26 protein-coding genes and 1 pseudogene are annotated in these 26,267 nt (G+C 45.2%); 21 read left to right on the forward strand and 6 right to left on the reverse strand.

The window, feature by feature from the left end; genetic code table 11:
- Positions 1–7: 7 nt before the first annotated feature.
- Together D5E69_RS10910 and D5E69_RS10915 are read right to left on the reverse strand one after the other, a co-directional pair.
- Entirely contained in the window at positions 8–814 is an 807-nt protein-coding gene (locus tag D5E69_RS10910) for an STAS domain-containing protein (RefSeq protein ID WP_053072134.1), read from the reverse strand.
- Between the two features lie 124 nt (positions 815–938).
- Positions 939–1,148, reverse strand: coding sequence for a hypothetical protein (locus D5E69_RS10915; protein WP_048003914.1), 210 nt, complete (start codon positions 1,146–1,148; stop codon positions 939–941).
- Between the two features lie 409 nt (positions 1,149–1,557).
- On the opposite strand from D5E69_RS10915, the gene D5E69_RS10920 reads away from it, so the two are divergent.
- The 13 genes and pseudogenes from D5E69_RS10920 to D5E69_RS23965 all read left to right on the forward strand — a co-directional run bounded on the left by D5E69_RS10920 (position 1,558) and on the right by D5E69_RS23965 (position 13,538).
- The gene (locus tag D5E69_RS10920) at positions 1,558–2,388 is read left to right on the forward strand and encodes an STAS domain-containing protein (protein WP_048003913.1); all 831 of its coding nucleotides are present in this window, start codon (positions 1,558–1,560) and stop codon (positions 2,386–2,388) included.
- Positions 2,389–2,497: 109 nt separating this feature from the next.
- Positions 2,498–3,469 (forward strand): ring-cleaving dioxygenase, encoded by a 972-nt coding sequence (locus D5E69_RS10925; protein WP_159129642.1) that lies wholly within the window; start codon positions 2,498–2,500, stop codon positions 3,467–3,469.
- A 12-nt stretch (positions 3,470–3,481) separates the two neighbouring features.
- Positions 3,482–4,093 (forward strand): alpha/beta hydrolase, encoded by a 612-nt coding sequence (locus D5E69_RS10930; protein WP_159129643.1) that lies wholly within the window; start codon positions 3,482–3,484, stop codon positions 4,091–4,093.
- 88 nt (positions 4,094–4,181) lie between these two features.
- Positions 4,182–4,484 (forward strand): TIGR04104 family putative zinc finger protein, encoded by a 303-nt coding sequence (locus tag D5E69_RS10935; protein WP_048013134.1) that lies wholly within the window; start codon positions 4,182–4,184, stop codon positions 4,482–4,484.
- A 104-nt stretch (positions 4,485–4,588) separates the two neighbouring features.
- Positions 4,589–5,578 (forward strand): DUF3231 family protein, encoded by a 990-nt coding sequence (locus D5E69_RS10940; protein WP_159129644.1) that lies wholly within the window; start codon positions 4,589–4,591, stop codon positions 5,576–5,578.
- Between the two features lie 158 nt (positions 5,579–5,736).
- Positions 5,737–6,429, forward strand: coding sequence for a YwaF family protein (locus tag D5E69_RS10945; RefSeq protein ID WP_048003908.1), 693 nt, complete (start codon positions 5,737–5,739; stop codon positions 6,427–6,429).
- Positions 6,430–6,497: 68 nt separating this feature from the next.
- A complete protein-coding gene (locus D5E69_RS10950) occupies positions 6,498–7,064 on the forward strand; it encodes a glycerol-3-phosphate acyltransferase (RefSeq protein WP_048003907.1) in 567 nt (188 codons plus the stop codon).
- Positions 7,065–7,076: 12 nt separating this feature from the next.
- Positions 7,077–8,687, forward strand: a complete 1,611-nt coding sequence (locus D5E69_RS10955) for an aminotransferase class V-fold PLP-dependent enzyme (protein WP_159129645.1) — start codon at positions 7,077–7,079, stop codon at positions 8,685–8,687.
- A gap of 13 nt (positions 8,688–8,700) precedes the next feature.
- A pseudogene (locus tag D5E69_RS24110) lies at positions 8,701–9,239 on the forward strand (LTA synthase family protein); the annotation flags it as partial.
- A gap of 201 nt (positions 9,240–9,440) precedes the next feature.
- Entirely contained in the window at positions 9,441–10,541 is a 1,101-nt protein-coding gene (locus D5E69_RS10960; protein WP_488473445.1) for an LTA synthase family protein, read from the forward strand.
- 226 nt (positions 10,542–10,767) lie between these two features.
- The gene (locus D5E69_RS10965) at positions 10,768–11,607 is read left to right on the forward strand and encodes a YitT family protein (RefSeq protein ID WP_370295228.1); all 840 of its coding nucleotides are present in this window, start codon (positions 10,768–10,770) and stop codon (positions 11,605–11,607) included.
- Positions 11,608–11,705: 98 nt separating this feature from the next.
- Positions 11,706–12,524 (forward strand): undecaprenyl-diphosphate phosphatase, encoded by an 819-nt coding sequence (locus tag D5E69_RS10970; protein ID WP_048003904.1) that lies wholly within the window; start codon positions 11,706–11,708, stop codon positions 12,522–12,524.
- Positions 12,525–12,650: 126 nt separating this feature from the next.
- Positions 12,651–13,538 (forward strand): GNAT family N-acetyltransferase, encoded by an 888-nt coding sequence (locus D5E69_RS23965; RefSeq protein WP_331711585.1) that lies wholly within the window; start codon positions 12,651–12,653, stop codon positions 13,536–13,538.
- Positions 13,539–13,560: 22 nt separating this feature from the next.
- On the opposite strand, the gene D5E69_RS10985 is transcribed toward D5E69_RS23965, so the two are convergent.
- Positions 13,561–13,788 (reverse strand): hypothetical protein, encoded by a 228-nt coding sequence (locus D5E69_RS10985; protein WP_048003903.1) that lies wholly within the window; start codon positions 13,786–13,788, stop codon positions 13,561–13,563.
- A gap of 190 nt (positions 13,789–13,978) precedes the next feature.
- On the opposite strand from D5E69_RS10985, the gene pssA reads away from it, so the two are divergent.
- The gene (gene pssA, locus D5E69_RS10990) at positions 13,979–14,653 is read left to right on the forward strand and encodes a CDP-diacylglycerol--serine O-phosphatidyltransferase (RefSeq protein ID WP_048003902.1); all 675 of its coding nucleotides are present in this window, start codon (positions 13,979–13,981) and stop codon (positions 14,651–14,653) included.
- A gap of 39 nt (positions 14,654–14,692) precedes the next feature.
- Here pssA and chrA read toward each other — a convergent pair whose 3' ends face one another.
- A complete protein-coding gene (chrA, locus tag D5E69_RS10995) occupies positions 14,693–15,847 on the reverse strand; it encodes a chromate efflux transporter (protein WP_249931595.1) in 1,155 nt (384 codons plus the stop codon).
- A gap of 40 nt (positions 15,848–15,887) precedes the next feature.
- Entirely contained in the window at positions 15,888–16,196 is a 309-nt protein-coding gene (locus D5E69_RS11000) for a PadR family transcriptional regulator (protein ID WP_048003900.1), read from the reverse strand.
- A 272-nt stretch (positions 16,197–16,468) separates the two neighbouring features.
- Here D5E69_RS11000 and D5E69_RS23630 point away from each other — a divergent pair, with 272 nt between their 5' ends.
- Both D5E69_RS23630 and D5E69_RS11010 read left to right on the forward strand, forming a co-directional pair.
- Positions 16,469–19,012, forward strand: coding sequence for a collagen-like triple helix repeat-containing protein (locus tag D5E69_RS23630; RefSeq protein WP_430757496.1), 2,544 nt, complete (start codon positions 16,469–16,471; stop codon positions 19,010–19,012).
- Between the two features lie 178 nt (positions 19,013–19,190).
- Complete coding sequence (locus D5E69_RS11010; RefSeq protein WP_159129647.1) at positions 19,191–20,636, forward strand: esterase/lipase family protein; 1,446 nt, start codon at positions 19,191–19,193, stop codon at positions 20,634–20,636.
- A gap of 49 nt (positions 20,637–20,685) precedes the next feature.
- On the opposite strand, the gene D5E69_RS11015 is transcribed toward D5E69_RS11010, so the two are convergent.
- The gene (locus D5E69_RS11015; protein WP_159129648.1) at positions 20,686–21,879 is read right to left on the reverse strand and encodes a S8 family peptidase; all 1,194 of its coding nucleotides are present in this window, start codon (positions 21,877–21,879) and stop codon (positions 20,686–20,688) included.
- Between the two features lie 566 nt (positions 21,880–22,445).
- Here D5E69_RS11015 and D5E69_RS11020 point away from each other — a divergent pair.
- From D5E69_RS11020 to D5E69_RS11040, 5 genes are all read left to right on the forward strand, one after another.
- Positions 22,446–22,703 carry a CD3324 family protein gene (locus D5E69_RS11020; protein WP_048016318.1) on the forward strand — a complete coding sequence of 86 codons (258 nt, stop codon included), beginning with the start codon at positions 22,446–22,448 and terminating at the stop codon, positions 22,701–22,703.
- Positions 22,704–22,968: 265 nt separating this feature from the next.
- Entirely contained in the window at positions 22,969–23,607 is a 639-nt protein-coding gene (locus tag D5E69_RS11025; RefSeq protein ID WP_048003548.1) for a FusB/FusC family EF-G-binding protein, read from the forward strand.
- A gap of 97 nt (positions 23,608–23,704) precedes the next feature.
- The gene (gene rlmN / locus D5E69_RS11030; protein ID WP_048014255.1) at positions 23,705–24,769 is read left to right on the forward strand and encodes a dual-specificity RNA methyltransferase RlmN; all 1,065 of its coding nucleotides are present in this window, start codon (positions 23,705–23,707) and stop codon (positions 24,767–24,769) included.
- 325 nt (positions 24,770–25,094) lie between these two features.
- On the forward strand, positions 25,095–25,574 hold the full coding sequence (locus D5E69_RS11035; RefSeq protein WP_048003550.1) for a MarR family winged helix-turn-helix transcriptional regulator: 480 nt from the start codon (positions 25,095–25,097) through the stop codon (positions 25,572–25,574).
- 18 nt (positions 25,575–25,592) lie between these two features.
- Positions 25,593–26,228, forward strand: coding sequence for a nitroreductase family protein (locus D5E69_RS11040; protein ID WP_048003551.1), 636 nt, complete (start codon positions 25,593–25,595; stop codon positions 26,226–26,228).
- Positions 26,229–26,267 lie beyond the last annotated feature (39 nt).

The following is a 26,267-nucleotide window of genomic DNA, read 5'->3' on the forward strand; positions in this document are numbered from 1 at the left end:
AAATCCTTTAAAGGATTTCCGTTTCTTTATGTACGAATGTAAAACCCATTTCCTGTAGGGCGATGGCGATGGTTGGCTTCACTTCCAAAGACGAAAAATCGATGCCCATCTGAATGGCCGTTTGAGCCACTTCCGGCCTGATACCTGATAATATGACATCCACTCCGATGAGATTCAGGGCGGAAATGATACGAAAAAGCTGCTGAGCTACCATCGTATCAACGATCGCCACGCCTGATAGATCGATGAAAAGAAAATCCAGTTCTTTTTTTAAGCTGTCCTGAAGGGAATGGGTAAGTATCGATTTTGCACGGTGGGTGTCGATGTCCCCGATTAAGGGAAGGATGCCGACTTGTGGAGCGACCTCTATGATAGGACTGCTCAATTCGTTGATCAGCTCCTGTTGACCGGATAGTATCCTGTCGGAATGGGTTTCAAAGGTTTTTAGAAACTCATCTGTCACCATGTCAAAGGTTTGAATGGTGCCAATCAACCAAACCAGGAAGCCGGGGGAGCCTACAAATTCATCAGGCAATGTTTCTTTCACATTGTCCATAAAGATCCGTTTGAACCTGTTGAATTCGGAAATTTCCAAGCTGGGTGACCTGGCAAAGTCGAGTCTTTCATCGGCAGCCTTTTCAGCCCAGCGTATAATCTTATCATCGGATGGGAAAGGCATGGAACGAAGGAGAAGGATGAACTCGATCAGTCCCTCCTTCAGGTCGTCGCCTTGAGGTGAACCTTTTGCCCACTCCTCTGCGATCCGCTCGCTTAATTCAAGGGTGAGATGTTGATGGATGAGGTTTGTGTCCATATGTCTCTCGCTTTCGTATAGAGTTTGATCTCTCATTTTCTATACCCGTCGGGTGAACAAATAAACACAATATAATTGTAATTTTCTAATAGGGAATATGATGCTTCAGGAAGGTGAAAAGGGGTCAGTGGGATGTCAAATTCTTTTTTAGAAGTTTTGGATACTCTTGTAATTGATACGATGTTTCCATGATGATCAGAATCTTTTCTTCTGAAAAACCGCTGATCATCGCGAGGTTTTCAAGGGTGGGAGCTAAATCCAGCGACTTACAAAATCGGCAGGCGCTTTGGATGGCCAATAATTCGATATAGTGTCTCGACAGCTTCTCTTTCATTCGTTTCATCCCCCTTCAATTGATTGGCCGTCTACAGGATGGAGAGCTACCCCGATGCAGGAAGGAAAGGTATCATCAAACACCATTCAGGGATTCGTTTAAATATTCAATCTATTATTTCTATTATATACTTTATAATTGGAATTGTAGAGAAGTATTTTCATATTTTCCCGATTTCGAAAAAAATTTGTCGAAATGTCGTTATGAGACTGGTATGAAAGAGTTTGAAACTGGTAATATGTGAAAGACATCGGATATACTAATATCATGAAACCGATTCGTATAATGGACCTTCAGAGTGGATGATAAAAGCCATACTGCTTATACATATCATACATACATGACAAGGGAATACCCCTTGACTGCTGCAAAAGGGTTTCAGTAAGAGCTGCCTTAAAGGAGGAGCACCATGCCAAGTAATCAGGATTTTTACGAATTTTTAATCAAGAGGGCAAAACAGTTGACGGACGATTGGTATAATTCACTCGATAAAAGCAACACATCAGGGGTGTATACTTCATCCAATCCGCAAGTGATCGAAACACTTAAACAGCAAAATTTTGAATTCCATGGGATACTTTGCAGCATATTTATCACAGAGCGTCTTGCATTCGAGCAGGAACTGGATAAATGGATTCTGTCCGTTGCTGAGGACAAAGAACATATCAACACGCCGAACCACCATATCCTGAAGGAGTTTGTCAGGGTAAGGGAGCAATACCTGGGCTTTTTACAAGAATTCAAAGATATGTCCTCTGAAGAAGACGGTTTCGATGTCTTTAACGAGTGGTGGAAATTGTTGGTTCAGTCGTTCGATCACGCGATGGTCCGTTTCGTAGAAATGCAGACAGCTGTTGTCAATAAACAGCTACAAGCTCAGCAAGAAGTCATTAATGAGCTGAGTTCGCCCGTCATCAAGCTGAATGAGCACACGGCCCTGCTTCCTCTAGTGGGTAATATCGAACCGACGAGGGCTGAATACATTCTTGAAAATGCCCTTGAACAGTGCGTTGAGAAGGGTGTCACCCAACTCTTTATTGATTTGTCGGGAGTGGTGCTAATTGATACCATGGTCGCGCATCAGCTTTTCAATCTGATGGATGCACTTCAACTCATAGGGGTCAAACCGATCCTGTCTGGACTTAGACCTGAGATCGCGCAGACGGCCGTACAGTTGGGGTTGAAATTTGATAACCTTACCATCACTTCAACCCTTTCCCAGGCCCTGAACAGACTTTGAGTATAAATGCTAAAAGAGAAAGCAGCCCTGCTTTCTCTTTATTTTGAATTCGTATATCTTGAATTAAAGATAATTTCCGGTTATACTTTTAGGAAAAGGAGGGGACAACATGGAGGTAAAAGCGATCAAAGGACATCACCATGTGTCAGCCATCACAGCGAATGCACGTAAAAATCTGGATTTCTATACCAAGGCCCTCGGTATGAGGTTGGTCAAGAAAACAGTAAATCAGGATGATCCATCGGTTTATCATCTGTTTTATGCGGATGAAATGGGGAATCCAGGTACAGATTTTACTTTTTTTGAGATTCCTCCGGCGGCCAGGACCCACTTTGGTACGAATAGTATTTCCCTGACGTCTCTAAGGGTCAAGAACGATAAAGCCCTCGCTTATTGGGAAGACAGATTCACTCAGCTTGGTGTGGAACATGAGGGCATTTCCGTTCGGACGGGGCGTTCGACGATTTCTTTCCGCGATCCGGAGGGTCAGAGGCTGATGCTTGTATCGGATGAAAATAATGCGGGTGTGCCTGGAGGGATTCCATGGAGAAAAGGGCCGGTGCCTGCTGACTTTGGCATCATGGGATTGGGGCCAGTTCAGCTGACGGTATCAAGGGGCGAACGGACTGCCCGGGTATTGACGGACATCCTGGGCTACAAGGAAACAAGGGCTTTCCCTTCACCAGTCGATGGCCAGAACGACATCAGGGTATTCGAAACAGGAGAGGGCGGCACGGGAAGTGAGATCTTCTTGGAAGAACGAAAAGATATCCCAGGTGAAAGACCGGGCCGGGGCAGCGTTCACCATCTTGCATTAAGGGTAGAAGATGAAAGTGACCTGCGCCGATGGATTGATCGCATCAATGAATCAGGATATGTCAATTCCGGATTCGTTGACAGATACTACTTCCGGTCCCTTTATTTCCGAGATCCGAATGGGATCTTATTCGAATTGGCCACTGAAGGACCGGGATTCGATCTGGATGAAGGGCTGGACTCGCTTGGAGAATCACTGGCTCTGCCACCTCATCTCGAGTCAAGACGTGTTGAAATTGAAAAGTCATTAAAACCTTTAACTTAAGGAGATGAAACCATGAAACACATTTATCAAAAGGGAACAAATGAAAACGCACCGACACTACTACTTTTACATGGAACAGGAGGGGATGAACGTGATTTGCTGCCCCTCGCAGACATGATTGCCCCGGGCGCATCTGTTCTTAGCGTAAAGGGGAACGTGAGCGAAAACGGGATGCCGAGATTCTTCGCCCGTCTGGCAGAAGGGGTCTTCGATGAAGAAGATCTCGTATTCAGGACGAAAGAATTGAAAGACTTTATCGATAACAGTGCCGTCGAGCATGGCTTCAATCGGGATCGGGTGGTCGCACTCGGATACTCAAACGGAGCGAATATTGCCGGAAGCATGGTGTATCATTATGAAGATGTTCTTGCAGGCGCGATTCTTTTCCATGCCATGGTACCGAGAAGGGGAGTGGATATCCCTGCCCTCAAAAACCTTCCTGTCTTTGTCGGCGCAGGCACCAGGGATCCGATCATCCCTAAATCGGAAACCGAGGAGCTGATACTGCATTTGAAGGAATCCGGGGCCGATGTGACAGAGTATTGGACGAATGGAGGTCATGAACTGAGAAGAGAAGAAGTCGATGAGGCAGCCAGGTGGTTTCAAAACCACTTTGTAAAATAAGGTGTGAGTCAGGATTCCTTCTACCCCTTAACGTCCTGTAATGATACAATTTAAGAAGAGAGTACCACTACAGGAGGCTTCAATATCCATGCAAAAATGTGAAAAATGCGGTCGGTCATTCCGGTGGAAAGATGTTCTGTTTTCCATCTGGCAATCGTATAAACCGATCACATGCAGTCATTGCAACACCAAACATACCATCAACTTCACTTCAAAATTCATCGTTTCGTTTCTGGTGCTGCTTCTGGCACTGGTCGTCATTTTCTATCTGTCGCCTATCAATGGATGGTCCAAACCAATGACATTCGGAGTCGCACTGGTCGTGGTTTTCTGTATCACCTTCACACTTCCGACCTTTGTGCGCTACGAGATTCCCACAAACAAACGATAGACTAAAGGTGCTTCTTCATGAAGCGCCTTTTTTATGATGCAACTGATACGAATACATAGGGGGAATAAGATAACACTATAAAAAATGATAAAGGAGCGGGCCCTATGAGCACTAAAAACATTCAACTCACAACGGCTGAGATTGCTGCCCTATGGACCACGTATATAAAATGTTCGGCCATGGATTGCTTTTATCAGCATTTCCTTATTCATGTGGATGATGATTCCATAAAGGACATTCTCGTTCAGCATGCAGAAGCCAATGCGACGTGGATCCAGCAATTAACGTCAATATTCGAAAAAGAAGGATTCCCCGTACCGAAAGGATTTTCTTCTAGTGACGTGGATCTCACTGCCCCCCCTCTCTTTACCGATATCTTTGTATTGAGCTTTGTGTACAGAGGGGGGCAGGTGACGAACGAGCATTTCACTTCGTTGCTTGAGACGGTGGCAAGAGCGGATGTGCTAGCATTTTTTGAGGCGTCTTTGGCGAAAAGTGTCAATTTATATAAGTCATCGTTGAAGTTGATGCTTGAAAAAGGTGTATATGACCGACCTCCTAAGATTCCCTATCCCGATCACGTTGGTTTTGTCAAAGAGAACCCTTCCCTGATCGGTCAGCTCCTAGGGGAAAACCGGCCGTTGAATGTACTTGAACTGAGCGAACTGTTTTTTATCATCGAACGTAATTGTATCGGTCTTGTCCTTTTAAAGGGTTTCTTACAGGTTGTGAAGGATCGGGAAGTGAGTGACTATTTTAGAAAAGGAAAGAAGCTTAGTGAAAAACAGATCACAGCATTCAACAAGATTATTATGGAAGATGATGCATTCCCTACGTATCCGATGACCATGGAAGTGACCAACTCCACAGAATCACCATTTTCCGATAAGCTTCTCGTATTTTTTATTACAAGCTCGAACGCAGTGGGACTTAGTACGATGTGTCATGCCATTACCATGTCCACAAGGAAAGACCTCGGAGTACAATTTGCCATGTTCGTGACCGAGATCTTAAAGTTTGGGTCAACCGGATTGGACCTACTTGTAAGAAGGGGGTGGATGGAAGAGCCCCCGCAGAAGAAAAATAATAGGTAGGTTTTATTCAACCCTCTTTCAGTGGAAAGAGGGTTTTGTGCTACTATAAACATAATCGGTCCATCGTGAAACTCAACTTGAAGGGCAGAATGGTTGGGCTCATTTATCTTGAGAGTCAGGTTGAATAGATGCACATCATACACATCTGGGGGGCTGTCATGCTTGTAATCATCTATCCATTTAAGTTATTCTCCATTTCCCATATCATTGCGATCATATTGACACTTGTCGGGGTGCTGTTCCTTTTCCTGGTCCGGAACCGAATCACTCCGAAAGGGAAATTGGTCTTGAAGGTAGGTCTTATCGCCAGCCTGTTCCTATCTGAATTGACGTTCCAACTGTGGTATCTCTTAAGAGGGGAATGGACAATCGAAACGAATCTCCCGTTCCAATTATGTTCCCTTTCACTTTATCTTTGTGTGATCATGCTTTTGATGGGAAGCTACAGGCTTTTTGAGGTAACCTATTTTGCCAGTATGGCGGGGGCTCTCATTGCCGTGATCACACCCGAACTTTTTTATGGTTTTCCGCATATACGGTACTTTCAATTCTTCATCGCCCATGCGGCCATCATCCTTTCTGCCTTTTATATGATCTGGATGGAAGGCTTCCACGTCACGTTCAGGTCAGTCATCAGGGCATTTATTTCTCTGAACGCCATTGCGCTGATGGTGTACTTCATCGATCGTATCACGGGTGCCAATTATATGTTCCTTGCACATAAACCATATAATATGAGTCCAATCGACTACCTGGGTCCGTATCCGTGGTATCTCCTTTCCCTGGAATTTGTTGCTTTTTTTGTTTTTCTGCTTTTGTACCTACCTTTCTTTCTTTATAATAAAAGGTGAATTTGCTAAATTAGGAAACTTTTTCTTTCGTTCTTCGTCTACTATTTTGAGAAGAAAGGCGTTTTATCATGAATGTTATCATCGGGATCATAGTAGCCGTTCTATCCTACTTTGGAGGGGGTATCATGGGTGCCCACTATTCTGTAAAGGGATCGGGCGTTGATATTCGACAGGAGGGAAGCGGAAACGTTGGGGCAACCAATGCCTTGCGGGTTTCAGGCAGAAGGGCATTCGTCCTGGCCGTACTATTGGATATTGCCAAGGTGATGACGGTCTTATTCATTGTGAATGCCATGACGACCGGAAATGGGTACCTTGTTGGTTCGGCATTCTTTTTAATGCTGGGTCACTTATTCCCTTTGCAACTGGGATTCCACGGAGGGAAAGGAGTCGTTGTTTATCTTGCGGCCTCCTTGTTTCTATCCCCGGTGGCCATCGCCGGTTTCATCCTATTGATGGGGATCGGCTATTTCAGTTTGAAGAAATACAAGGTCGCCGGCTTCATCGCCATGGCCTCCATACCGGTCACGTCCTGCTTAACGGGTGATCCCTTAGTGATATCACTATCATTGGCAGGTTTATTCATAGTGGTAATAATCATGCATTTGAAACCATCACATCAAGTGAAAGCGTAGGAGGTAATCAGAATGGAAACCCATTCTCTCATCTATAAATTGGCAACTGAAAAAGAAGAGATGGATCAGATCAACCGGTTGAATTACCGGACGTTTGTAGAAGAAATCCCCCAGCACTCCACCAATGAGGAGAAGGCGCTCGTGGATCGTTTTCATGACGAGAATACATACATTATTGCCAAATGGGGAAGCGAGGTAGTGGGCATGATCGCCCTTAGAAGCAATCGCCCATACTCCCTTGACAGCAAAATCGAGGACCTTGATCAATTTTTACCAAAGGATTCAAGCACCTGTGAAATCCGTTTACTATCGGTTAAAGAAGAATTCAGAAGTACAAGGGTATTCTTTTCACTTTGCGATCAGCTTGTGACTCATTGTCTTGAGAGAGGGTACGATATGGCTCTTATATCCGGTACTGTCAGACAGCTGAAACTCTATAGAAGGATGGGATTCATTCCCTTCGGTGAACGAGTTGGAAGTGGGGATGCCGTCTATCAGCCGATGTATCTGACAAAAGCAAGCTTCGAGTCATCCACTAAGGCGTTTATACGGATGATGGAACGGAAGAACCGTGTGAGAGAACTGTCTTTCCTTCCTGGCCCGGTGCCAATGAGAAAAGAAGTGACGGATGCATTCAAGGGAGCAACAGTCTCCCACCGGAATAATGAGTTCATTGAATGTATGAGCAAGGTCCGATTGAGACTGAAAGAACTTGTGAATGTGAATCATGTACTGGTTTCGGTAGGGACGGGAACCCTTTCGAACGATATGGTGGCTGCACATCTTTCCGTCCTTCCAGGACCTGGGCTGATCCTGTCTAATGGTGAATTTGGCTACAGGCTACAGGATCATGCCGACCGTTTTGGCCTGGAGTACATGACCATTTCAAAGGAGTGGGGAGTACCCGTCCGTGCAGAAGAAGTGGAAGAGATCCTGAAGCAGAATTGTGACATTCAGTGGATATGGACGGTGCATTGTGAAACATCAACGGGTTTCGTTTATGATGTCGAAAGGCTCTGTGACCTTTCAGATCGCTATGATGTAAAATTGTGCATCGATGCCTGCAGCTCCGTTGGGGTCATTCCCTCTGATCTTGGCCGTGCATATCTTGCCACCAGTGTGAGCGGGAAGGGGATTGGAGCTTACCCTGGGCTTGCGATTGTATTCCACCGTGAGGCAATCGGACCTGACAGCCGGATCCCTCGCTACCTGGATATCGGTCAGTACGATAAGAATGCAAGCATTCCGTATACCCACTCTTCCAATCTGGTGCAGGCATTGTATACGGCGCTGGGTGCAGTGGATACAGCCTCCAGGCCTATGATAATGGAGATTCTCAGGCACAGATTGATTGAAGCAGGTTTTCATGTGATCGGGGATGAGGACTACTCACCAGGAATCATTACGGTGGCATTGCCACCTGATATCCCTTCAAGGGAATTTGGTGACAGATGCCGTAGAGCGGGTCTGATCCTGAGCTATGAAAGCGACTATCTCCTAAAGCGGAATTGGATCCAGCTTGCCTTGATGGGGAACTATCAGGAATCTGAGGTCAATGAAGCCCTTGATCGGATCAAGACATGTATGGACGCTTATCGCAGGGAGCTTGCCACACATGGGTGATCGGTGGAATAGTATGAAAGAATGGAAGTTTACCTTCAAACCGGTGCTCATATCTGGGTTTGCGTTATGGGTAAAAACGGTCATCGTGCTTTTCGTCGGTTTTTCCCTTCACATCGACAATGTCCATGATGCACTGCTGGTGCTGATCAATCCGATTGCATCGATCCTCCTTATCCTGGGAGTAAGCTTTTATTTCACAAAAAAAATCAACCGATTCACCATCTTTCTCGTAATGATCCTTGCAAGCGGCATCCTTTATGGGGACCTTCTTTATTACCGCTTTTACTCTGATTATGTAACAGTCCCCATCCTGTTCCAGTTTAAAAATGTCGGGGGATCGGACCCAGTACATTCGAATTGATCAGTGGCTGGGATCTCCTCTTTTTCCTAGACCTGATTGTGGTGGGCGTTTACCTTTGGAAGACACGTGCAGTGAACGTGGACGTGAAAAAAAAGCAAAAAGCAGTGTACGTCATCGGGAGTTGCCTGGTCTTGATCGTCACGATCGGCATCGGTCTGCTGAAGTCGCCTTATATGTTCGCTGAAGCCTACGATCGGGAACAAATGGTAAAGGCAATCGGACCTTATAATTATCACCTATACGATATTGGCATAGCAGCAGGAAAGCCGTTTTCAAGGACCCTGGCCACAAAGGCAGATACAAAGGAAACCATTCGATACATCGACTCCAATGATAATGAAGAATCCGACTTATTCGGAATTGCCAAAGGCAAAAATCTCGTTCTGGTCAGTATGGAATCCACTCAAAATTTCGTGATCGATCAAAAAGTAAATGGAGAAGAAATTACTCCCTTTCTTAATTCGTTGATCAAGGATAGCTTTTATTTCAGTCAAATCTATGATCAAACTGCCCAAGGAAAGACTTCCGATTCGGAATTCATGGTGGATAATGGATTATATCCCCTCGCCAGCGGGTCTACGTTTGTGCAAAGGCCTGACAATACCTACCGGGCCCTTTCTCACCTTTTAGATGAACAGGAGGATTACTACACAGCTGTCTTCCATGGAAACGATAAGACCTTCTGGAATCGGGATAAGATGTATGAGGCCCTTGGATATGACCGATTCTTTTCTAAAGAGGAGTATGAAGTGACGGATGATAATTCAGTGAATTATGGTATCAAAGACATCCCGTTCTTTCAGCAGTCCATGGATTATGTAAATGATCTTCCTCAGCCTTTTTATGCCCGGTTCCTCATGCTAACCAATCACTTTCCTTTTCTTCTCGATAAAGAGGATCAATTCATAGAAGAAGCGGATACGAGTGAAGGAGTGGTCAATCGTTATGTGACGACTGTTAGATATGAAGACGAAGCCATCAAGAAACTCATAGAAGATTTCAAGGAGAGGGGACTCTACGATGACACGGTTTTTGTTTTTTACGGTGATCACTATGGAATCTCCGAAAAATATGAAGCAGGTGCATTTGAACTCCTTGGGATGGAGGATTCCGTCATCAACCATATGAAGCTTCAGCAGGTGCCTCTCATCATCCACGTTCCGGGTGAGGAGGGACGAACGATTGATACGTTGGGGGGAGAGATTGATATTAGACCGACGATTCTTCATCTGATGGGAATCGAATCCCAGTCAAATCTGTCGTTCGGGCATAATCTCTTCACCAGGGTGGAAAATCACCCGGTGATCTTTAGGAATGGTGATTTCATCACTGAAAAATTCCTATATAAAAACAGCGTTTGCTACAATAGGGAGTCCGAAGAAAGTGAAGATACGGGCAAATGCGATCCTTATAAAGAAATTGTAAGGAAAGAACTGGGGCTTTCAGATGATATCATTTATGGAGATCTGCTGCGGTTCCTAAAATCGGAATAAACACAAAAGCTCTTTCCATAGCGGAAAGAGCTTTTGACTGTAATTATATTATGTTAACTAAAGGTGTTTTTCATAAGAGATTTGTCGAAAAATGAAGGAATTTCCATGTGTCAGGGAGAATAGATTAATAGAGAACCGCGGCTTGCAGAGCGAGTCCGATACTTTACTGGGAGGTCCTATGGAAAATCAAATAGACTATCTGCCGATTAACCATAAAAAAATTCCGATGAAGGAAATCATCAAGCGGGGAATCTTCATAACCCTTGGAGCCATTATCATGGCCGTAGGGCTGGAAATCTTCCTCGTGCCAAACCAGGTCGTAGACGGAGGAATTGTGGGCATCTCGATAATGCTTGCCCATATAACAGGCTTCAAGCTGGGTCTGTTCATATTCGTCCTGAATATCCCTTTTTTCTTCGTTGGGTACAAACAGATCGGGAAGACGTTTGCCCTTTCCACTTTATACGGCATTGCCGTGTTATCAGCGTTTACCACCTTCCTCCATCCTGTACCCGCCCTGACAAGCGATGTGATGCTCGCTACCTTGTTTGGGGGAGTCGTTCTTGGAATCGGAGTCGGGATGGTCATCCGCTATGGAGGATCCCTCGATGGAACGGAAATCCTCGCCATCCTCTTCACGAAACGATTACCGTTTTCAGTCGGCGAAATTATCATGTTCATCAATCTCTTTATTTTGGCCAGTGCCGGTTTTGTGTTCAGTTGGGATCGGGCCATGTATTCACTGCTTGCGTATTTTGTAGCCTTCAAGATGATTGATATTACCATCAAAGGACTCGATGAGTCTAAATCCGTCTGGATCATTAGTGATAATTATCAAAAAATCGGTGATGCTCTCCTTTCAAGGCTCGGCAGGGGAGTCACCTATCTCGCCGGGGAAGGCGCATTTTCCGGAGACGACAAAAAAGTGATCTTCTGCGTCATCACAAGACTTGAAGAGGCAAAACTGAAAGATATCGTTTCGGAACACGATCCTACCGCGTTCCTTGCCATCGCTGATATCGCAGAAGTAAAGGGTGGAAGATTCAAAAAGAAGGCGATTCATTAATTCACAACTTCGACCAAAATTCTTATTGCCCAGTGCCTCCTAAAATCGTAAACTATATAAGTCTTACTTATTATGTGGTAATAGAGGAGAACTGACATATGGAATGGTTGACGCTGTTGAAAGCACTTATCCTTGGAATGGTCGAGGGATTGACCGAATTTGCACCTGTTTCGTCAACCGGGCACCTGATCGTGGTGGATGACCTGATCATCAAATCACAGGAAATCCTGGGCAAATACCCGGCTAATACATTTAAAGTCGTGGTCCAGCTCGGGTCCATCCTGGCCGTTGTGATCGTATTCAGAGATCGATTCATCGAGATGCTCGGTTTAAGACGAAATAAAGAACGAACACATACATTAAAGCTCAGTCATATCATCGTTGGCCTTCTGCCGGCCATGGTCCTCGGTCTACTATTCGATGACTTTATCGATGAACATTTATTTTCCCTTAAAACGGTTCTCATCGGCCTTGCGGCGGGATCGATCCTGATGATAGCAGCGGACCTGTTTCGCCCCAAGGTTCCCGTTATCGAGACCGTCGACCAGTTGACCTATAAAAAAGCGATCATGGTCGGTCTCATGCAGTGTATCGCCCTTTGGCCTGGATTCTCACGATCGGGTTCAACGATCTCAGCCGGCGTCCTCTTCGGTCTCAGCTACAGGGCAGCATCGGATTTCACGTTCATCATGGCTGTGCCTATCATGGCAGGCGCGAGCGGGATTTCCTTATTGAAGAACTGGATGTATATGACACCGGAATTTGCTCCTTTCCTTATTACAGGGTTCATCAGTGCATTCATCTTCGCCTATTTATCGATCAGATTCTTCTTAACGGTCATCAGCCGGATCAAACTGATCCCCTTCGCCATTTACAGGCTTGTGTTAGTGGCGGTCATCCTGATCTTTTTCATGTGAACTATCGGAAAGCTGCCGTGCATAGGCAGCTTTTTTTCTTTTCAAGTCTGTGTTTTTTACTTTAGCCATCTTTACAGTTGGATTATTTTACCTTAAACTAATCTGATAGATATGGGGGGAAGAGTAATGTTTGAATTTCAGCGCATGACTCAGAGAGAGGCAGAGGAGATCGCCTATACTTGGAAATACGACGGTGTTTTTTCATTTTATGACATGACGGCAGACGAAGAAGATCTGCTCGAATTTATAGATGGAAGCAAAAGGGGAGAGCACGTTTTTTCCTCGTACGTAAAAGGAAAGCTCACAGGTTTTCTCACCTTGGATTTTGTAGAGGGGAATATTGATATTGGTCTCGGACTGAAGCCTGATTGGACAGGGAAAGGGAACGGGCGTGGATTTTTACAGTCCGCCCTTTCGTTCATCCAGTCTCGGTACACGTTCCATGCATTGAGCCTTTCGGTGGCATCATTCAACCAACGGGCCATCTCTCTTTATTCTCATATGGGATTTGTACGGAATGGAACATTTCTACAGGAGACCAATGGAGGAGAGTATGAGTTCATCCGCATGATTCTTCCACCGTTCAACGGAATCGTTGTGACAAGGGCCTTTGACAAGTCAAGGTTGATGGAAATGCAAGAAGTATACCAGTCCGTGGGGTGGAATAAACACTCATTGGACGTAATAGAAGAAATCTATCGACAAAGTAACATTGTATGTATGGTGTATGTGGACGGACGGGTGAGGGGGGTAGGGAGAGCTTTATCAGACGGGGTTTTCAACGCGGCCATCTACGACGTGGTGATCCATAGAGAAGCTCATGGCCAGGGGCTTGGAAAACGCGTAATGGACCATTTACTCGATCGGCTCAAGGGAATTTCATGTGTTCATCTGATTGCGACGACAGGAAATGAAGAATTTTATCAAAAACACGGCCTGTTACCGATGAAAACAGGGATGGCCAGGTACAGAAGTGAGGTACTTGAAAACGAATACCTCATAAAAGAAAAATAAGCACCGCAAAATACGATGCTTATCAAATGATACGATCCTCTTTGGACGGTGGGCTGTTCAATTCCATTTTCTGCAGCTCAAGCTTCATTTTTTCCGTTTCAAGGACAAAGTTCTCGTGTTTCATCTGCTCAAGTTTGAGCTGATCTTCAAGCATTTTTTGTTTATACTTTGTTTGTTTTGTGAAATGATCTGAGATGATCGCAATGATCGGTATGGCGAAAACCATGATTACTGCAATTGTGCCGGTCATGTGTCCATTCCTCCTTAGCTTTTTTATCTGTTAACAAGAGTATAGCAGACAATTCTGTAAAGTAGACAGTGGTTTCATGTATTTCTACGAATCAGAGCCATTCTGAGTTTCATAATTAATCGGATATCCTGAACTTTTGCTGCGGTTTCATGATATGCTAATACTAAAAATGAGAATTGTGAGGGCATTTATGCGATTTAAAAAAATGATACCCAATATGTTTACACTTGGGAATCTGTACTGTGGATTTTTATCGATAGGTTTTGCTGCGAGTGGCCAATTCAAAAATGCTGCCGTCTTGATCATCATCGGAATGATGCTTGACAGCATGGATGGAAGGCTTGCCAGGATGCTCGACGCCGACAGCGAGCTCGGAAAAGAATTGGACTCATTGGCGGATATCGTGACGTTTGGGGTGGCTCCTTCTTTCCTTGTGTATTATACCTCGTTCTACCATTATGGGTTGCTGGGATTCATCGTTGCCGGACTGTTCCCGTTGTTTGGCGGATATCGGCTTGCCCGTTTCAATACCAGTCCAAAGAAAGCATCTCTTCATTATTTTGTCGGGGTTCCGATCACCGCTGCCGGTGGAATCATCGCCATATTGACGTTGTTCGGTTCGATGATACCGAATATCGTCATCACTGTGATCTTCACGGCCATGTGTTTCCTAATGGTGAGCAGGATCCGCATACCGAGTTTAAAAGAGGTTCCTCTGCCAAAGTACGGGACGATTGTAACCGTCTTTTTGGGGGCCATGCTATATGTAATCTATAAAGGTACGTATGAGCAATTCCCCTACCTTATCTATATCGCGACTCCCCTCTACGTCGCCTACCTTGCATACAGATTTGTTAAAAGATGAAAGCAAAAAGAGCATGATCGATGGATCATGCTCTTTTTGCTATAAAAATAGAAACCCAGCGATAATCCCGGCTACTACGATCACCCAAGGAGGGAGCTTCCAAAACATGAGCATACTGAAGAGAATGGCGGCTATGCCGAAATGCAGGGGAGAGGTTATCGTACTTGTCCAGATCGGCTCATAGAAAGCGGAGATCAATATCCCGACGACGCTCGCATTCACTCCCATCAAAACACCGTTCATTCCTGGATTCCTTCTCAGAGCATTCCAGAAAGGAAGAGCGCCGAAGATGAGAAGAAAAGCCGGAAGGAAAATGGCGATTGTCGCTAATAAGGCATATTCCCAGCCGCCGATTGCCCCTCCAAGAAACGCAGCAAAGGTAAACAATGGACCGGGGACGGCCTGGGCAGCACCATACCCCGCTAAAAATTCCTGACCGGATATGATTCCCGTTGGAACCAATTCCTTTTCCAAAAGTGGAAGTACAACGTGCCCACCGCCAAATACCAATGCCCCTGCCCGGTAGAAGCTATCGAATAAGGTCACTGCCATGGTCGAGGTCGCTTCTTTAAGTAGCGGAAGCCCTCCTAATAATCCGAAGAAAAGAACCAGACACACCGAACCGAACGTTTTACTAATGGAAAAGTGTGAGTGGTTTTTCTGTTCGGCCATGTCCTCGTCTTTGCGGAGTAAGAAGAAGCCGCATGCTCCGGCGAGGATGATGACGGTAACTTGAGAAAAGGATGAGCCCCATAATAAGGTGACAAGGAGGGAAAGAAGGGCGATCGCTTTCCTTGTCAAGTCTGGAGTAAGCTTCGATGCCATCCCCAATACAGCATGAGCAACGACAGCTACGGCAACGATTTTCAAGCCGCTTAACCACCCTGCATCACTCACCCCAGTATTTTCAAGAAAGATGGCAAAGAGTGTTAACACGATTACAGAGGGGATAGTGAAGCCGATGAAGGAAATGATTCCCCCCATTTTACCCCCTTTTAAAATACCGATTCCGATCCCAACCTGGCTGCTTGCGGGTCCAGGGAGGAATTGGCAAAGGGCAACCAATTCTGAATACGTTTTTTCATCAATCCACTTCTTTTTCCTTACATACTCTTCATGGAAATAACCCAGATGGGCGATCGGGCCACCAAAAGAAGTCAATCCAAGTCTGGTAGAGACCAGTAATATTTCCATCCAATTCATGAATTTTGATTTCATTTTTCTTATCACCTCGTTAATCCTTTATTTCTTTAAAGAGTTCATAAGCTTTATTCCTTGCTTCATCCAGCACGGTGATTCCTTTAGGGGTAATGCTGTAATATTTTCTTATTTTCCCTTCCACTTTCTTATCCTCACGCTCCAACAATCCATCTTTTTCCATAGAGTGAAAGATAGGATATAAGGTACCCGAACTCATTTGATAGCCATGCTCCTGAAGTTCATGAAGCATCCACGTTCCGTAAATGGGTTCTTCCTTGGCATGGTGAAGAATGTGTATATGAATGAAGCCGAGAAAGAGTTTCCTTAATACGCGATCTTCCAAGCTTTTCACCACCTTACTCTTACCGATATTGAATATCGATATCGGAATTCGATATTGATATCGTAACAGAGGGGAAGGGTGGATATCCATACGCTTCAAGAAACTTTACAAAAACTTAATAATCTGTGTTTTGAATGGGCAGTTGAAAAAAATTCTCTTCCATGACAGATATCCAAGCTATTTTTGTTCGTTTGAATAGAATAATGAAACTGTTTAGTGGGGGATTGTTTATGAAAAATTATGGTGATTTTAAAAACAACCCTTCATGGGATGTGAACGAAAGTTTTGATTATGTGAAATCAACGAATTTAGATCCATATTATGTTCCCACGGGCTGTCCATCTATTTTTCCAAGAAGGTCTTCTTCAGGACCACAGGGACCACAGGGGGCTACAGGAGCACAGGGGCCAGAAGGTGTACAAGGAATTCAAGGGGAAGTCGGAGCCCAAGGGCCACAAGGAGATCAAGGCGCAACTGGGACTCAAGGTCTTCAAGGAGACCAAGGCCCTCAAGGAGCTCAAGGTCCACAAGGTGACCAAGGCGCAACCGGGGCTCAAGGTCCCCAAGGAACACAAGGTCTAACCGGAGCCCAGGGACCACAAGGAGATCAAGGAGTAACCGGAGCTCAAGGTGCTCAAGGTGACCAAGGTGCAACAGGAGCTCAAGGTCCACAAGGAGATCAAGGCCCTCAAGGAACTCAAGGTCTGACCGGAGTCCAAGGTCCACAAGGAGATCAAGGCGCAACAGGAGCTCAAGGTCCACAAGGAGATCAAGGCGCAACAGGAGCTCAGGGCCCACAAGGGGACCAAGGTGCAACAGGAGCTCAAGGTCCACAAGGAGATCAAGGCACAACAGGAGCCCAAGGTCCACAAGGAGATCAAGGCCCTCAAGGAACTCAAGGTCTGACCGGAGCCCAAGGTCCACAAGGAGATCAAGGCCCTCAAGGAACTCAAGGTCTGACCGGAGCCCAAGGTCCACAAGGAGATCAAGGCCCTCAAGGAACTCAAGGTCTGACCGGAGTCCAAGGTCCACAAGGAGATCAAGGCGCAACAGGAGCTCAAGGTCCACAAGGAGATCAAGGCGCAACAGGAGCTCAGGGCCCACAAGGGGACCAAGGTGCAACAGGAGCTCAAGGTCCACAAGGAGATCAAGGCACAACAGGAGCTCAAGGTCCACAAGGAGATCAAGGCCCTCAAGGAACTCAAGGTCTGACCGGAGTCCAAGGTCCACAAGGAGATCAAGGCGCAACAGGAGCCCAAGGTCCACAAGGAGATCAAGGCGCAACCGGGGCTCAAGGTCCACAAGGAGATCAAGGTGCGACCGGAGCTCAAGGACCACAAGGAGATCAGGGTGTAACGGGAGCTCAAGGACCACAAGGAGACCAAGGCGCAACAGGGGCTCAAGGCCCACAAGGAAATCAAGGCGCAACGGGAGCTCAAGGTCCACAAGGAACACAAGGATTAACCGGGGTTCAAGGCCCACAAGGTGACCAAGGCGCAACGGGGGCACAAGGTCCACAAGGGACTCAAGGTGTAACAGGAGCTCAAGGACCGCAAGGAGATCAGGGTGCAACGGGAGCTCAAGGTTCACAAGGGACGCAAGGTGTTACTGGAGTTCAAGGACCACAAGGAGACCAAGGTGTTACTGGAGCTCAAGGACCACAAGGAGACCAAGGTGTTACTGGAGCTCAAGGACCACAAGGGACGCAAGGATTAACCGGGGCACAAGGCCCACAAGGTGACCAAGGCGCAACGGGGGCACAAGGTCCACAAGGTACTCAAGGTGTAACCGGAGCTCAAGGACCGCAAGGAGATCAGGGTGCAACGGGAGCTCAAGGACCACAAGGGACGCAAGGATTAACCGGGGCACAAGGCCCACAAGGAGATCAAGGCGCAACAGGAGCTCAGGGTCCACAAGGGACGCAAGGCGCAACGGGAGCTCAAGGTCCACAAGGGACTCAAGGATTAACCGGGGCACAAGGTCCACAAGGAACCCAGGGTGCAACTGGGACTCAAGGTCTTCAAGGAGACCAAGGCCCTCAAGGAACTCAAGGTCTAACTGGAGCTCAAGGTCCACAAGGAGATCAAGGCGCAACAGGAGCTCAGGGTCCACAAGGGACTCAAGGATTAACAGGAGCTCAGGGTCCACAAGGAGACCAAGGCGCAACCGGGGCTCAAGGACCCCAAGGAACGCAAGGCCAAACCGGAACCCAAGGACCACAAGGTACGCAAGGATTAACGGGAGCCCAGGGACCACAAGGAAATCAAGGCGCAACAGGGGCACAAGGTCCACAAGGTACTCAAGGACCACAAGGTGTGCAGGGCGCACAGGGACCAGCTTTCGCGACAGAAGGTTTTTCGGGCAGAGCGGATGGAATTACGACGGCAGCTTCGCAACAGATTGCGAACTTCTCTGTGGCCGCTCCGTATTACAGTAACGTAAACTTTAATGCCACTACCGGGACATACACAGTACCTGCAACCGGAAGATATTCAATCAAAGCAACCATCAACTATACGACGACGGCAGCCATCTCGGTAACATTGGGTGGTGGAATAAATCCATCATTTGTTGTAAGGAGGATCGCGGACAGTACGACTCTGGTATCAGGACTATTCCCGGTGCTCAATGTGAACATTGCATTGGTGTTGACACTAAGGACCATTCTTGGAAATGGGACTGTAACTTTGGCTGGGGATGTTCAGCTGAATGCAAACGATACAATTGGATTGTTTTATGTATCCGACGGTCTCACAGTCAACTTGAATCTCGGTGCTGGCCAAGGAATTGTGTGGTCGGTATATCGAATCGCATAACGTAGAGAGGATACGAATAAAGCCCCTACCTGTAGGTAGGGGCTTTATTAGGTCCATGGGATGGAATGATCAAGATTAGCTAGTTCTTTCTTCTCTTTTCTATATTCGTTCAACATATTGGCAAAAAATAGACGATAATAGTAAGTGGACAGAATATTTAGAAAAAGGAGTGAGGAAGTTGAAAAGGAAGATTAGTTATTCCTGTTTATTTCTAATGTTACTGTTTCCTTCTTGGACGTTGGCGGGTGATTTTGGTAAAGATGATCCTTCTGGAAATCCCGGTGAGTGGTATGTCGGGACGAATCCAGCCGCAGCCAAGCAGCCAATTTTGTTTGTGCATGGTTTGAATAGTTCATCGAATACTTGGTGGAATGAAAATGATATGTATAATGTTGCTTATCGCAGTGGCTATAAGACCGCATTCATTGATTTATATCCACAAAAGGATATGTGGGCAAATGGTGCATTGTTGGCTGCGAAATTAAAGGAAATCCATGATTATTTTGGGGGAAAAGTGGTGGTGGTTGCTCATAGTAAAGGAGGGATCGATACTCAATCTGCTCTCGTCCACTATGGGGCTGACCGTTATGTTTCCAAAGTGATTACGCTATCGAGCCCCCATCATGGGTCACAGCTGGCAGATTTAGCCTACAGCAACTGGGCCGGCTGGCTGGCTGCCATAATCGGAAGCAAAAATGAGGCGACCGCATCTTTACAAACCGGATATATGAGTCAGTTCAGGTCGCAAACTGACGGAAGTAGTGGGATGATCCCTTTTTATACGATGGGTGGTACTTCCTGGGGAGGATTCGGCGGATCTCTGTACTGGGGAGGACTTTACCTTTCGGGATATGGAAGCAACGATGGAGCTGTGACCATAGCAAGTTCTCGATTGCCAAATGCACAGGAGGTGGCAATCGGAAAGTGGGATCATAAAACCGTCAAAGAGGGATCTTCTACATTTTCTATTTTTCAATCATTATTATCTTCTTCCCCCACACATGATGTGGGATCCAGGAAGGAATCGGCTCTCAAGGCCAACACGTCATCCTTCATCCGCGGAGGTGAGTACACAAAGCATTCGAAGGAATCCTTTTGGGTAGAGGTCGGTGCAGAACGGATTAATATTGACTGGTTGGCAACGAACGTAATTGAGGATGTTTATCTTACAAGTCCAGATGGAGAAGTAACCGAATTGAAACCGTCAGGAAAGGATCAGGGAAGTTACTTCAACGGGGCTATTCATCACGTGGGCACGGTAGAAACCCCTATTGAAGGCGAGTGGAAGGTGTCATCATTATCAAAAAAACCGGGAGCGTATTTATTGAATGTTGGATTCACAAGTCCACTGAATGATGACTTGGGGGTAACAACGACGGAGAAGGGAGTAAGCATTCAATCGAATATGATCAGTGGTGTCACCCAGCATACAATGTTTGAGTTCTATCCGAAGGGGAAAGCGGTGTCTCAGTCTGTCAAAGGGATTGGGGCAATGTTAAATGCAGGAGAAGGAACTTATAACCTGACAACGGATATTGAGTCTGATTATAAAGGGAAACCGTTCAATAGAACCATCATCCAGAGTGTGTACCTGAACCAAAACGGCCAAATCGTAAAACAGTAGTGAACGCAATGAAAGAGCCCACCGCGAACGGTGGGCTCTTGTTTATCTTTTAGTATCGTACAGCTTTGTTTGAGTTGATTTTACCATACTTGAAGTTTGTTCCAGTGCCAGAGATCTTATCAGCGGTTTGTTCAATGGCCTGGCGGATCTGTACGTTATTCTTTCCTTGGCTAGCCAACAAAGCAGCCAAGCCGGCTACGTGAGGAGAGGCCATGGACGTACCTGACATATAGGAATAGCCATTATTCGGAACGGTTGATGCTATGTTCACACCTGGTGCAGTGACATCCACCCAAGTCCCGTAGTTGGAGAATGAGGCTTTTCGGTCACTGGAGTCAATGGCGCCTACTGCAATGGCATTAGGGTAAGAAGCTGGCTGGAATGTACGGGATACATTGTCGTTACCGGCAGCGGCAACGACTACAGCTCCTTTGTTCCAAGCATAATCGACGGCACTTTTAAGAGTTGTGGAGTTGCATTCGCATCCAAGGGAGAGGTTGAGTACCTTTGCTCCTTGATCAGCAGCATAGCGGATTCCTGAGGCAATGCTGTCGAGTGAACCACTTCCATTGGCATCAAGTACGCGCACTGCAAGGATCTTCGTATCAGGAGCCATTCCGGCTACGCCAATTCCATTGTTCGTATCGGCAGCAACAGTACCGGCTACGTGAGTTCCATGACCGTTTAGATCCATTGGGTTATTGTCTCTATCGATGAAGTCATATCCTTTGATCACCTTCCTGGCAAGATCAGGGTGATTATAATCTACCCCAGAATCAAGCACAGCCACCGTTTGAGTGCTGCTTCCACGGGTTACATCCCAGGCAGCTGGGGTTGAAGTGTTTTGTGGTCCATACTGGTACGTAGAATAGTAAGGATCATTCGGTGTCCATGTCGCTTGGAATGTATAGTTTGGTTCAGCGTATTCTACATTTGGGTTGTTTTCCAGGGCCTTTACAGCCTGATCGACGTCCACTACTTCCAATACCTGAAATGGATCTTTCGCAGATGCTTTCTGTTCATTTGCTTTTGCTTTATTCAAAGCAGATCCTTGTGCCTTTTCGGAAACACCATCCTTGAATTTCACAATGACTTCACCGGATTCGAAAGCATCTTTGTCCACTGTTTTATTGACAGGTTGGAACGGTTTCGGTGCTTCCTTGGCAAGTGAACTACCTCCGAAGGCAGGGAATAAAGCAAGGGAAGTTGCTAAGGATAAAGCGGCTATTTTTTTGAACTTCATAAAAGCATTCCTCCATTTTCTATTTTTTTATGACGACAAATTAGCAGGTCGATCCTCCCTTCAGAAATCGAGATGAACAAAGGCCGTTGTGTTAAATGATAGATATGTAGGTGACCCTTATTACCTAGGATTCTAGCAGGTTGCGACAAATTACTGAATAGTATAAATTTTATATTGAAAACTGAATAACCTCTCATTTATTGAAAGATTCAACAAAATGACCGCTTGGTATGAAATGTTTCATGATTGGGGGCCGTGACAAGACTAATATGATAGGTGAATGGTCACTTATTTTCTCAAATAGAAGGTTGAACATAATAGAAGTCGATTGTTATTATAATATTATTATGTAAACCACATAAAATTTATTATAGAAATTATACTGCCTGTATCAGTATACTGAAAGCAGGAGGTGATCGTATGGAAATCCGTTTTCCAAAATCCGCAGCATCTCATGCAAAGCCTGTATGATTCGGCGATCCTTTGCATGGGGTGGTAGATGAAATCGCCATTCATATGTCGGCTTTGTACCTTATTGATCCAACAACGATAAGGAGCTGACACGGATGAAAACAGTCAAACAAATTCCGGATTATCTAATGAGAGAATTACAGAACTATGTTCAGGGACAAAGCATTTATATCCCTAAACGAAAAGAAGAATATGATGCCTGGGGCTCTAAATCAGGTGGAAGGGAAGCGCTCCAACGGAGAAATCACTCAATAGTAGAAGCATTTACAGCCGGAGAATCAATTGCTTCCATTTCAGATAGGTATTACTTATCCATCGAGACGATAAAGAAAATCGTTTATGGAAAACGCTGAGGCGGTCCATGGAAGATAGATCAGGAAAATCAATCATTCAAAAGAAAACAGCTTGCTTTGACCAATCATGTCAAAGCGAGTTTTTTTTACAAATGAGAATAGTCATATGAAAAACAACCCTTTTTCCTAACCGGGGAAGTTAGATCATCTCCTTTCTTTCTTATCGTTCATGAAAGGTGGAGTTCTTTCTAACGTTGTTCTCTACCTATGAACAAATGAATGAATGCGTTATAGTAGAACTGAAATGAGGTAAGGAGAGATCGTAATGGAGCGCTTTATACGAAATGATCAATATAATGAAATATCGAATCAAGCCCAAATCTTGCTGAATGGATATTCAACTGTGAATGATCTGAACGTACTGCATGCACTGAGGGGATTAGTGAAAGATAAAGTGAACGGGTTGTTTACCGATCTGACAGTTTCTCAGGAGGAGATGCTTTCCAAAGTCGAGGAGGTGAAGGATTCTGAACAGGCAGAGGACTTCCTTTTAGGACTTGAACCATATATTCTTCCGTTTCCACCGATGACCGAGGCGAAACTGAAGAAGTTGTTTCCAAAAGTGAAGAAGCTGAAGATGCCGGATCTTTCAGAGTTGAACGAAACGAATCTCACTTATCTCGGCTGGAATGATTACGGTCAGGAACGCAAATACTTGGTGGTCGAACGAGACGGGAAGTTGACAGGTTTAAAAGGCAGATTCACTCCTTCTAATAAAAAGGGGATCTGTGCCATCTGTCATTCATTCAGTGAAATCGGAATGTTCATGTCAGAATCAAAAAAATCCCAGCAAGGAACCTATGTGAATAGGGGTAATTATATTTGTCAGGATAGCGTGGTGTGCAATACCCAAGTGAAAAGTCTTGAAAGGCTACACGATTTTCAAGAAAGAATGAAGTCGTAATCCAAAGGAACAGTGTATAAATCCCTTGAAACATTACGATACTTTCAGTAGTATAGATAAGTAGAAAATCGTATTGTTTCGAAATGAGGGTATAAAAATGGAGAAAACATCCATATACGGATTAACGATAGATCAGCTCACAGATTGGCTAGTTGAGCACGGCCAGAAGAAATTCCGTGCTGCTCAAGTCTGGGACTGGTTATATAAGAAGAGAGTAACGGACTTCTCTCAAATGAAAAACCTGAATAGTGCCTGTGTAGAACTGTTGGACAACCATTTCCACATCCAAACTCTTCAACAGGAAATTAAGCAGGAGTCCAAGGACGGAACGATCAAATTCCTTTTCAAACTTCAGGATGGAAACCTGATTGAGACCGTTCTTATGCGTTTTAATTACGGACTTAGCGTCTGTGTGACCACTCAGGTGGGTTGTAACATCGGTTGTACGTTCTGTGCAAGTGGATTGTTGAAGAAAAATCGCGATCTCTCAAGCGGTGAAATTGTGGAACAGATCATGAATGTACAGCATCATCTTGACGCGGCCGGCAAGGACGAGAGGGTCAGTCACATCGTGGTTATGGGAATAGGCGAGCCATTTGATAACTATGATAATATGATGGACTTCTTCCGTGTCGTGAATGACCAGAAGGGCCTATCCATCGGTGCACGCCATATTACCGTATCAACAAGTGGTTTAGCCGATAAGATTTACAAGTTCGCCGACGAAAATATCCAGATCAACCTGGCTGTTTCCCTTCATGCGCCGAACAACGAGCTACGGACCAGGATCATGAAGATCAACCGTGCTTATCCACTTGAGAAATTGATGCCGGCGATTGATTATTACCTGGAGAAAACGAACAGGAGGATTACGTTTGAGTACATCCTCTTGAGTGATGTGAATGATCATGTGGAAGAAGCGAAGCAACTTGCCAAGCTTCTGAAGGACAAGCGACATCTATCGTACGTCAATCTGATTCCATATAACCCCGTTGATGAGCATAATCAATATCAAAGGAGTACGAAGGATGCCATCGTGAAGTTCTACGGAACTCTCCTGGATAATGGGATCAACTGCGGTGTGCGTGTGGAACAAGGTTCAGATATCGATGCTGCCTGCGGTCAACTTCGCAGTAAACAAATTAAGAAAGCCATGGCATAATAGAAGGCCTGCCGTGACAAACACAATACATGACCGGACGATCAATCGATGCACATCGAGATCGTCCGGTTTTTATTTTTTGTCATGTGATTTTACTAGAGACTGTTGTTGCACAAACCTCATCATTAAACGAGAAGACAATTGATATATCAATGATTGATTAATTGGATGAAACTTATTAGTTGACGCATCAAATGTATCGTAGTATGATCTTGCTTGTAACCTTTTAAAACAAGATTTTAAAGAGATTACACGTTATGATTGACGGGTCATGTAATATGGGCTGCATCCTTGACAGTCAGGTCGCTTTATAGTATATTAATTGATGTATCAACTATTGAGTGATCAATTGTTAAAGGAGGGGGATGCTTTGCCGAATCACTGTTCAGAAGAAGGTAAGATCATCTATCAGCTGAATGACATCTATAAATTAATGAGTCCCAAGTTCGAACGCTGTACCGGTATCAGTCAATCACGTCTCGAGCTTCTCCATAAATTATTTGATGTTGACGAAATCAGTCAGACCCAATTACAAAAAGAGGTTTGTATAGATGGCGCAGCCGTTACAAGACATTTGAAACAGCTCGAAGCACAAGGCATGGTATCTCGCAGGAAGAATCCTGCAGATAATCGTTTTACATTCGTCCGCCTGACGAAAGAGGGAAGAGAAAAAATCGATTCCTTTAAACGTGAGAAAGAACAATTCATCAGTAGGGTCCTTGACGGTTTTTCAGAGGCTGAGATGAAGGAGCTTTCCTCCAATCTTTCTAGGATCCAGGACAACGTCAATAAAATCAACTATTAAGAAAAGGGGAATACCATCATGAATTCCGTTCGCAACAACGACTTCCAAGACCTCATTACCGGACGCCGTTCCATCCGGAACTACGATCCGAGTGTGAAAATCAGCAAAGAAGAAATGAAGGAGATCTTGACTGAAGCAACACTTGCTCCGTCTTCTGTGAACCTTCAACCATGGCGCTTCCTTGTCATCGATAGTGAAGAAGGAAAAGCCACTCTTGCACCACTTGCAAAATTCAACCAAACACAGGTTAATACATCTTCAGCTGTCATTGCCGTATTCGTGGATATGAACAGCCTTGACTACACAGACCGTATCTATAACGATGCTGTGGAAAAAGGCCTTATGCCTGCAGACGTGAGAGACAGACAGATTCCTGCAATCAAAGGGATGCTAAGCCAGGTTCCTACACAGGAAATGCGTGAAATGAATCTGATCGATGCAGGTCTTGTATCCATGCAACTGATGCTTGCAGCACGTCACCACGGATATGATACAAATCCAATCGGTGGGTATGAAAAAGATCAAATTGCCGAAGTCTATGGAATGGATAAAGAACGCTACTATCCAGTTATGTTGATTTCAATCGGTAAAGCTGCAGACGCTGGTTACCAGTCTGTCCGCCTTCCAATCGATGAAATCACAGAATGGAAATAATCCAATCCGACCATCACTGAATGTATTAAACCAACAAAG

The organism is Rossellomorea marisflavi, from assembly GCF_009806575.1.
Taxonomy (GTDB): domain Bacteria; phylum Bacillota; class Bacilli; order Bacillales; family Bacillaceae_B; genus Rossellomorea; species Rossellomorea marisflavi_A.

Excerpts from the sequence above, each read along its gene's own strand:
- D5E69_RS10960 (WP_488473445.1), top strand. The coding sequence starts at position 9,441 with ATGGAATCCACTCAAAATTTCGTGATCGATCAAAAAGTAAATGGAGAA.
- D5E69_RS10930 (WP_159129643.1), top strand. The coding sequence starts at position 3,482 with ATGAAACACATTTATCAAAAGGGAACAAATGAAAACGCACCGACACTA.
- D5E69_RS11015 (WP_159129648.1), bottom strand. The coding sequence starts at position 21,879 with ATGAAGTTCAAAAAAATAGCCGCTTTATCCTTAGCAACTTCCCTTGCT.
- D5E69_RS10945 (WP_048003908.1), top strand. The coding sequence starts at position 5,737 with ATGCTTGTAATCATCTATCCATTTAAGTTATTCTCCATTTCCCATATC.
- D5E69_RS11025 (WP_048003548.1), top strand. The coding sequence starts at position 22,969 with ATGGAGCGCTTTATACGAAATGATCAATATAATGAAATATCGAATCAA.
- D5E69_RS11020 (WP_048016318.1), top strand. The coding sequence starts at position 22,446 with ATGAAAACAGTCAAACAAATTCCGGATTATCTAATGAGAGAATTACAG.
- chrA (WP_249931595.1), bottom strand. The coding sequence starts at position 15,847 with ATGGAAATATTACTGGTCTCTACCAGACTTGGATTGACTTCTTTTGGT.
- D5E69_RS11040 (WP_048003551.1), top strand. The coding sequence starts at position 25,593 with ATGAATTCCGTTCGCAACAACGACTTCCAAGACCTCATTACCGGACGC.
- D5E69_RS10985 (WP_048003903.1), bottom strand. The coding sequence starts at position 13,788 with ATGACCGGCACAATTGCAGTAATCATGGTTTTCGCCATACCGATCATT.
- D5E69_RS10935 (WP_048013134.1), top strand. The coding sequence starts at position 4,182 with ATGCAAAAATGTGAAAAATGCGGTCGGTCATTCCGGTGGAAAGATGTT.
- D5E69_RS10920 (WP_048003913.1), top strand. The coding sequence starts at position 1,558 with ATGCCAAGTAATCAGGATTTTTACGAATTTTTAATCAAGAGGGCAAAA.
- D5E69_RS11035 (WP_048003550.1), top strand. The coding sequence starts at position 25,095 with ATGTATCAACTATTGAGTGATCAATTGTTAAAGGAGGGGGATGCTTTG.
- D5E69_RS10965 (WP_370295228.1), top strand. The coding sequence starts at position 10,768 with ATGAAGGAAATCATCAAGCGGGGAATCTTCATAACCCTTGGAGCCATT.
- D5E69_RS10950 (WP_048003907.1), top strand. The coding sequence starts at position 6,498 with ATGAATGTTATCATCGGGATCATAGTAGCCGTTCTATCCTACTTTGGA.
- rlmN (WP_048014255.1), top strand. The coding sequence starts at position 23,705 with ATGGAGAAAACATCCATATACGGATTAACGATAGATCAGCTCACAGAT.
- D5E69_RS10925 (WP_159129642.1), top strand. The coding sequence starts at position 2,498 with ATGGAGGTAAAAGCGATCAAAGGACATCACCATGTGTCAGCCATCACA.
- D5E69_RS10940 (WP_159129644.1), top strand. The coding sequence starts at position 4,589 with ATGAGCACTAAAAACATTCAACTCACAACGGCTGAGATTGCTGCCCTA.
- D5E69_RS10955 (WP_159129645.1), top strand. The coding sequence starts at position 7,077 with ATGGAAACCCATTCTCTCATCTATAAATTGGCAACTGAAAAAGAAGAG.
- D5E69_RS10910 (WP_053072134.1), bottom strand. The coding sequence starts at position 814 with ATGGACACAAACCTCATCCATCAACATCTCACCCTTGAATTAAGCGAG.
- pssA (WP_048003902.1), top strand. The coding sequence starts at position 13,979 with ATGCGATTTAAAAAAATGATACCCAATATGTTTACACTTGGGAATCTG.
- D5E69_RS10915 (WP_048003914.1), bottom strand. The coding sequence starts at position 1,148 with ATGAAAGAGAAGCTGTCGAGACACTATATCGAATTATTGGCCATCCAA.
- D5E69_RS10970 (WP_048003904.1), top strand. The coding sequence starts at position 11,706 with ATGGAATGGTTGACGCTGTTGAAAGCACTTATCCTTGGAATGGTCGAG.
- D5E69_RS23965 (WP_331711585.1), top strand. The coding sequence starts at position 12,651 with ATGTTTGAATTTCAGCGCATGACTCAGAGAGAGGCAGAGGAGATCGCC.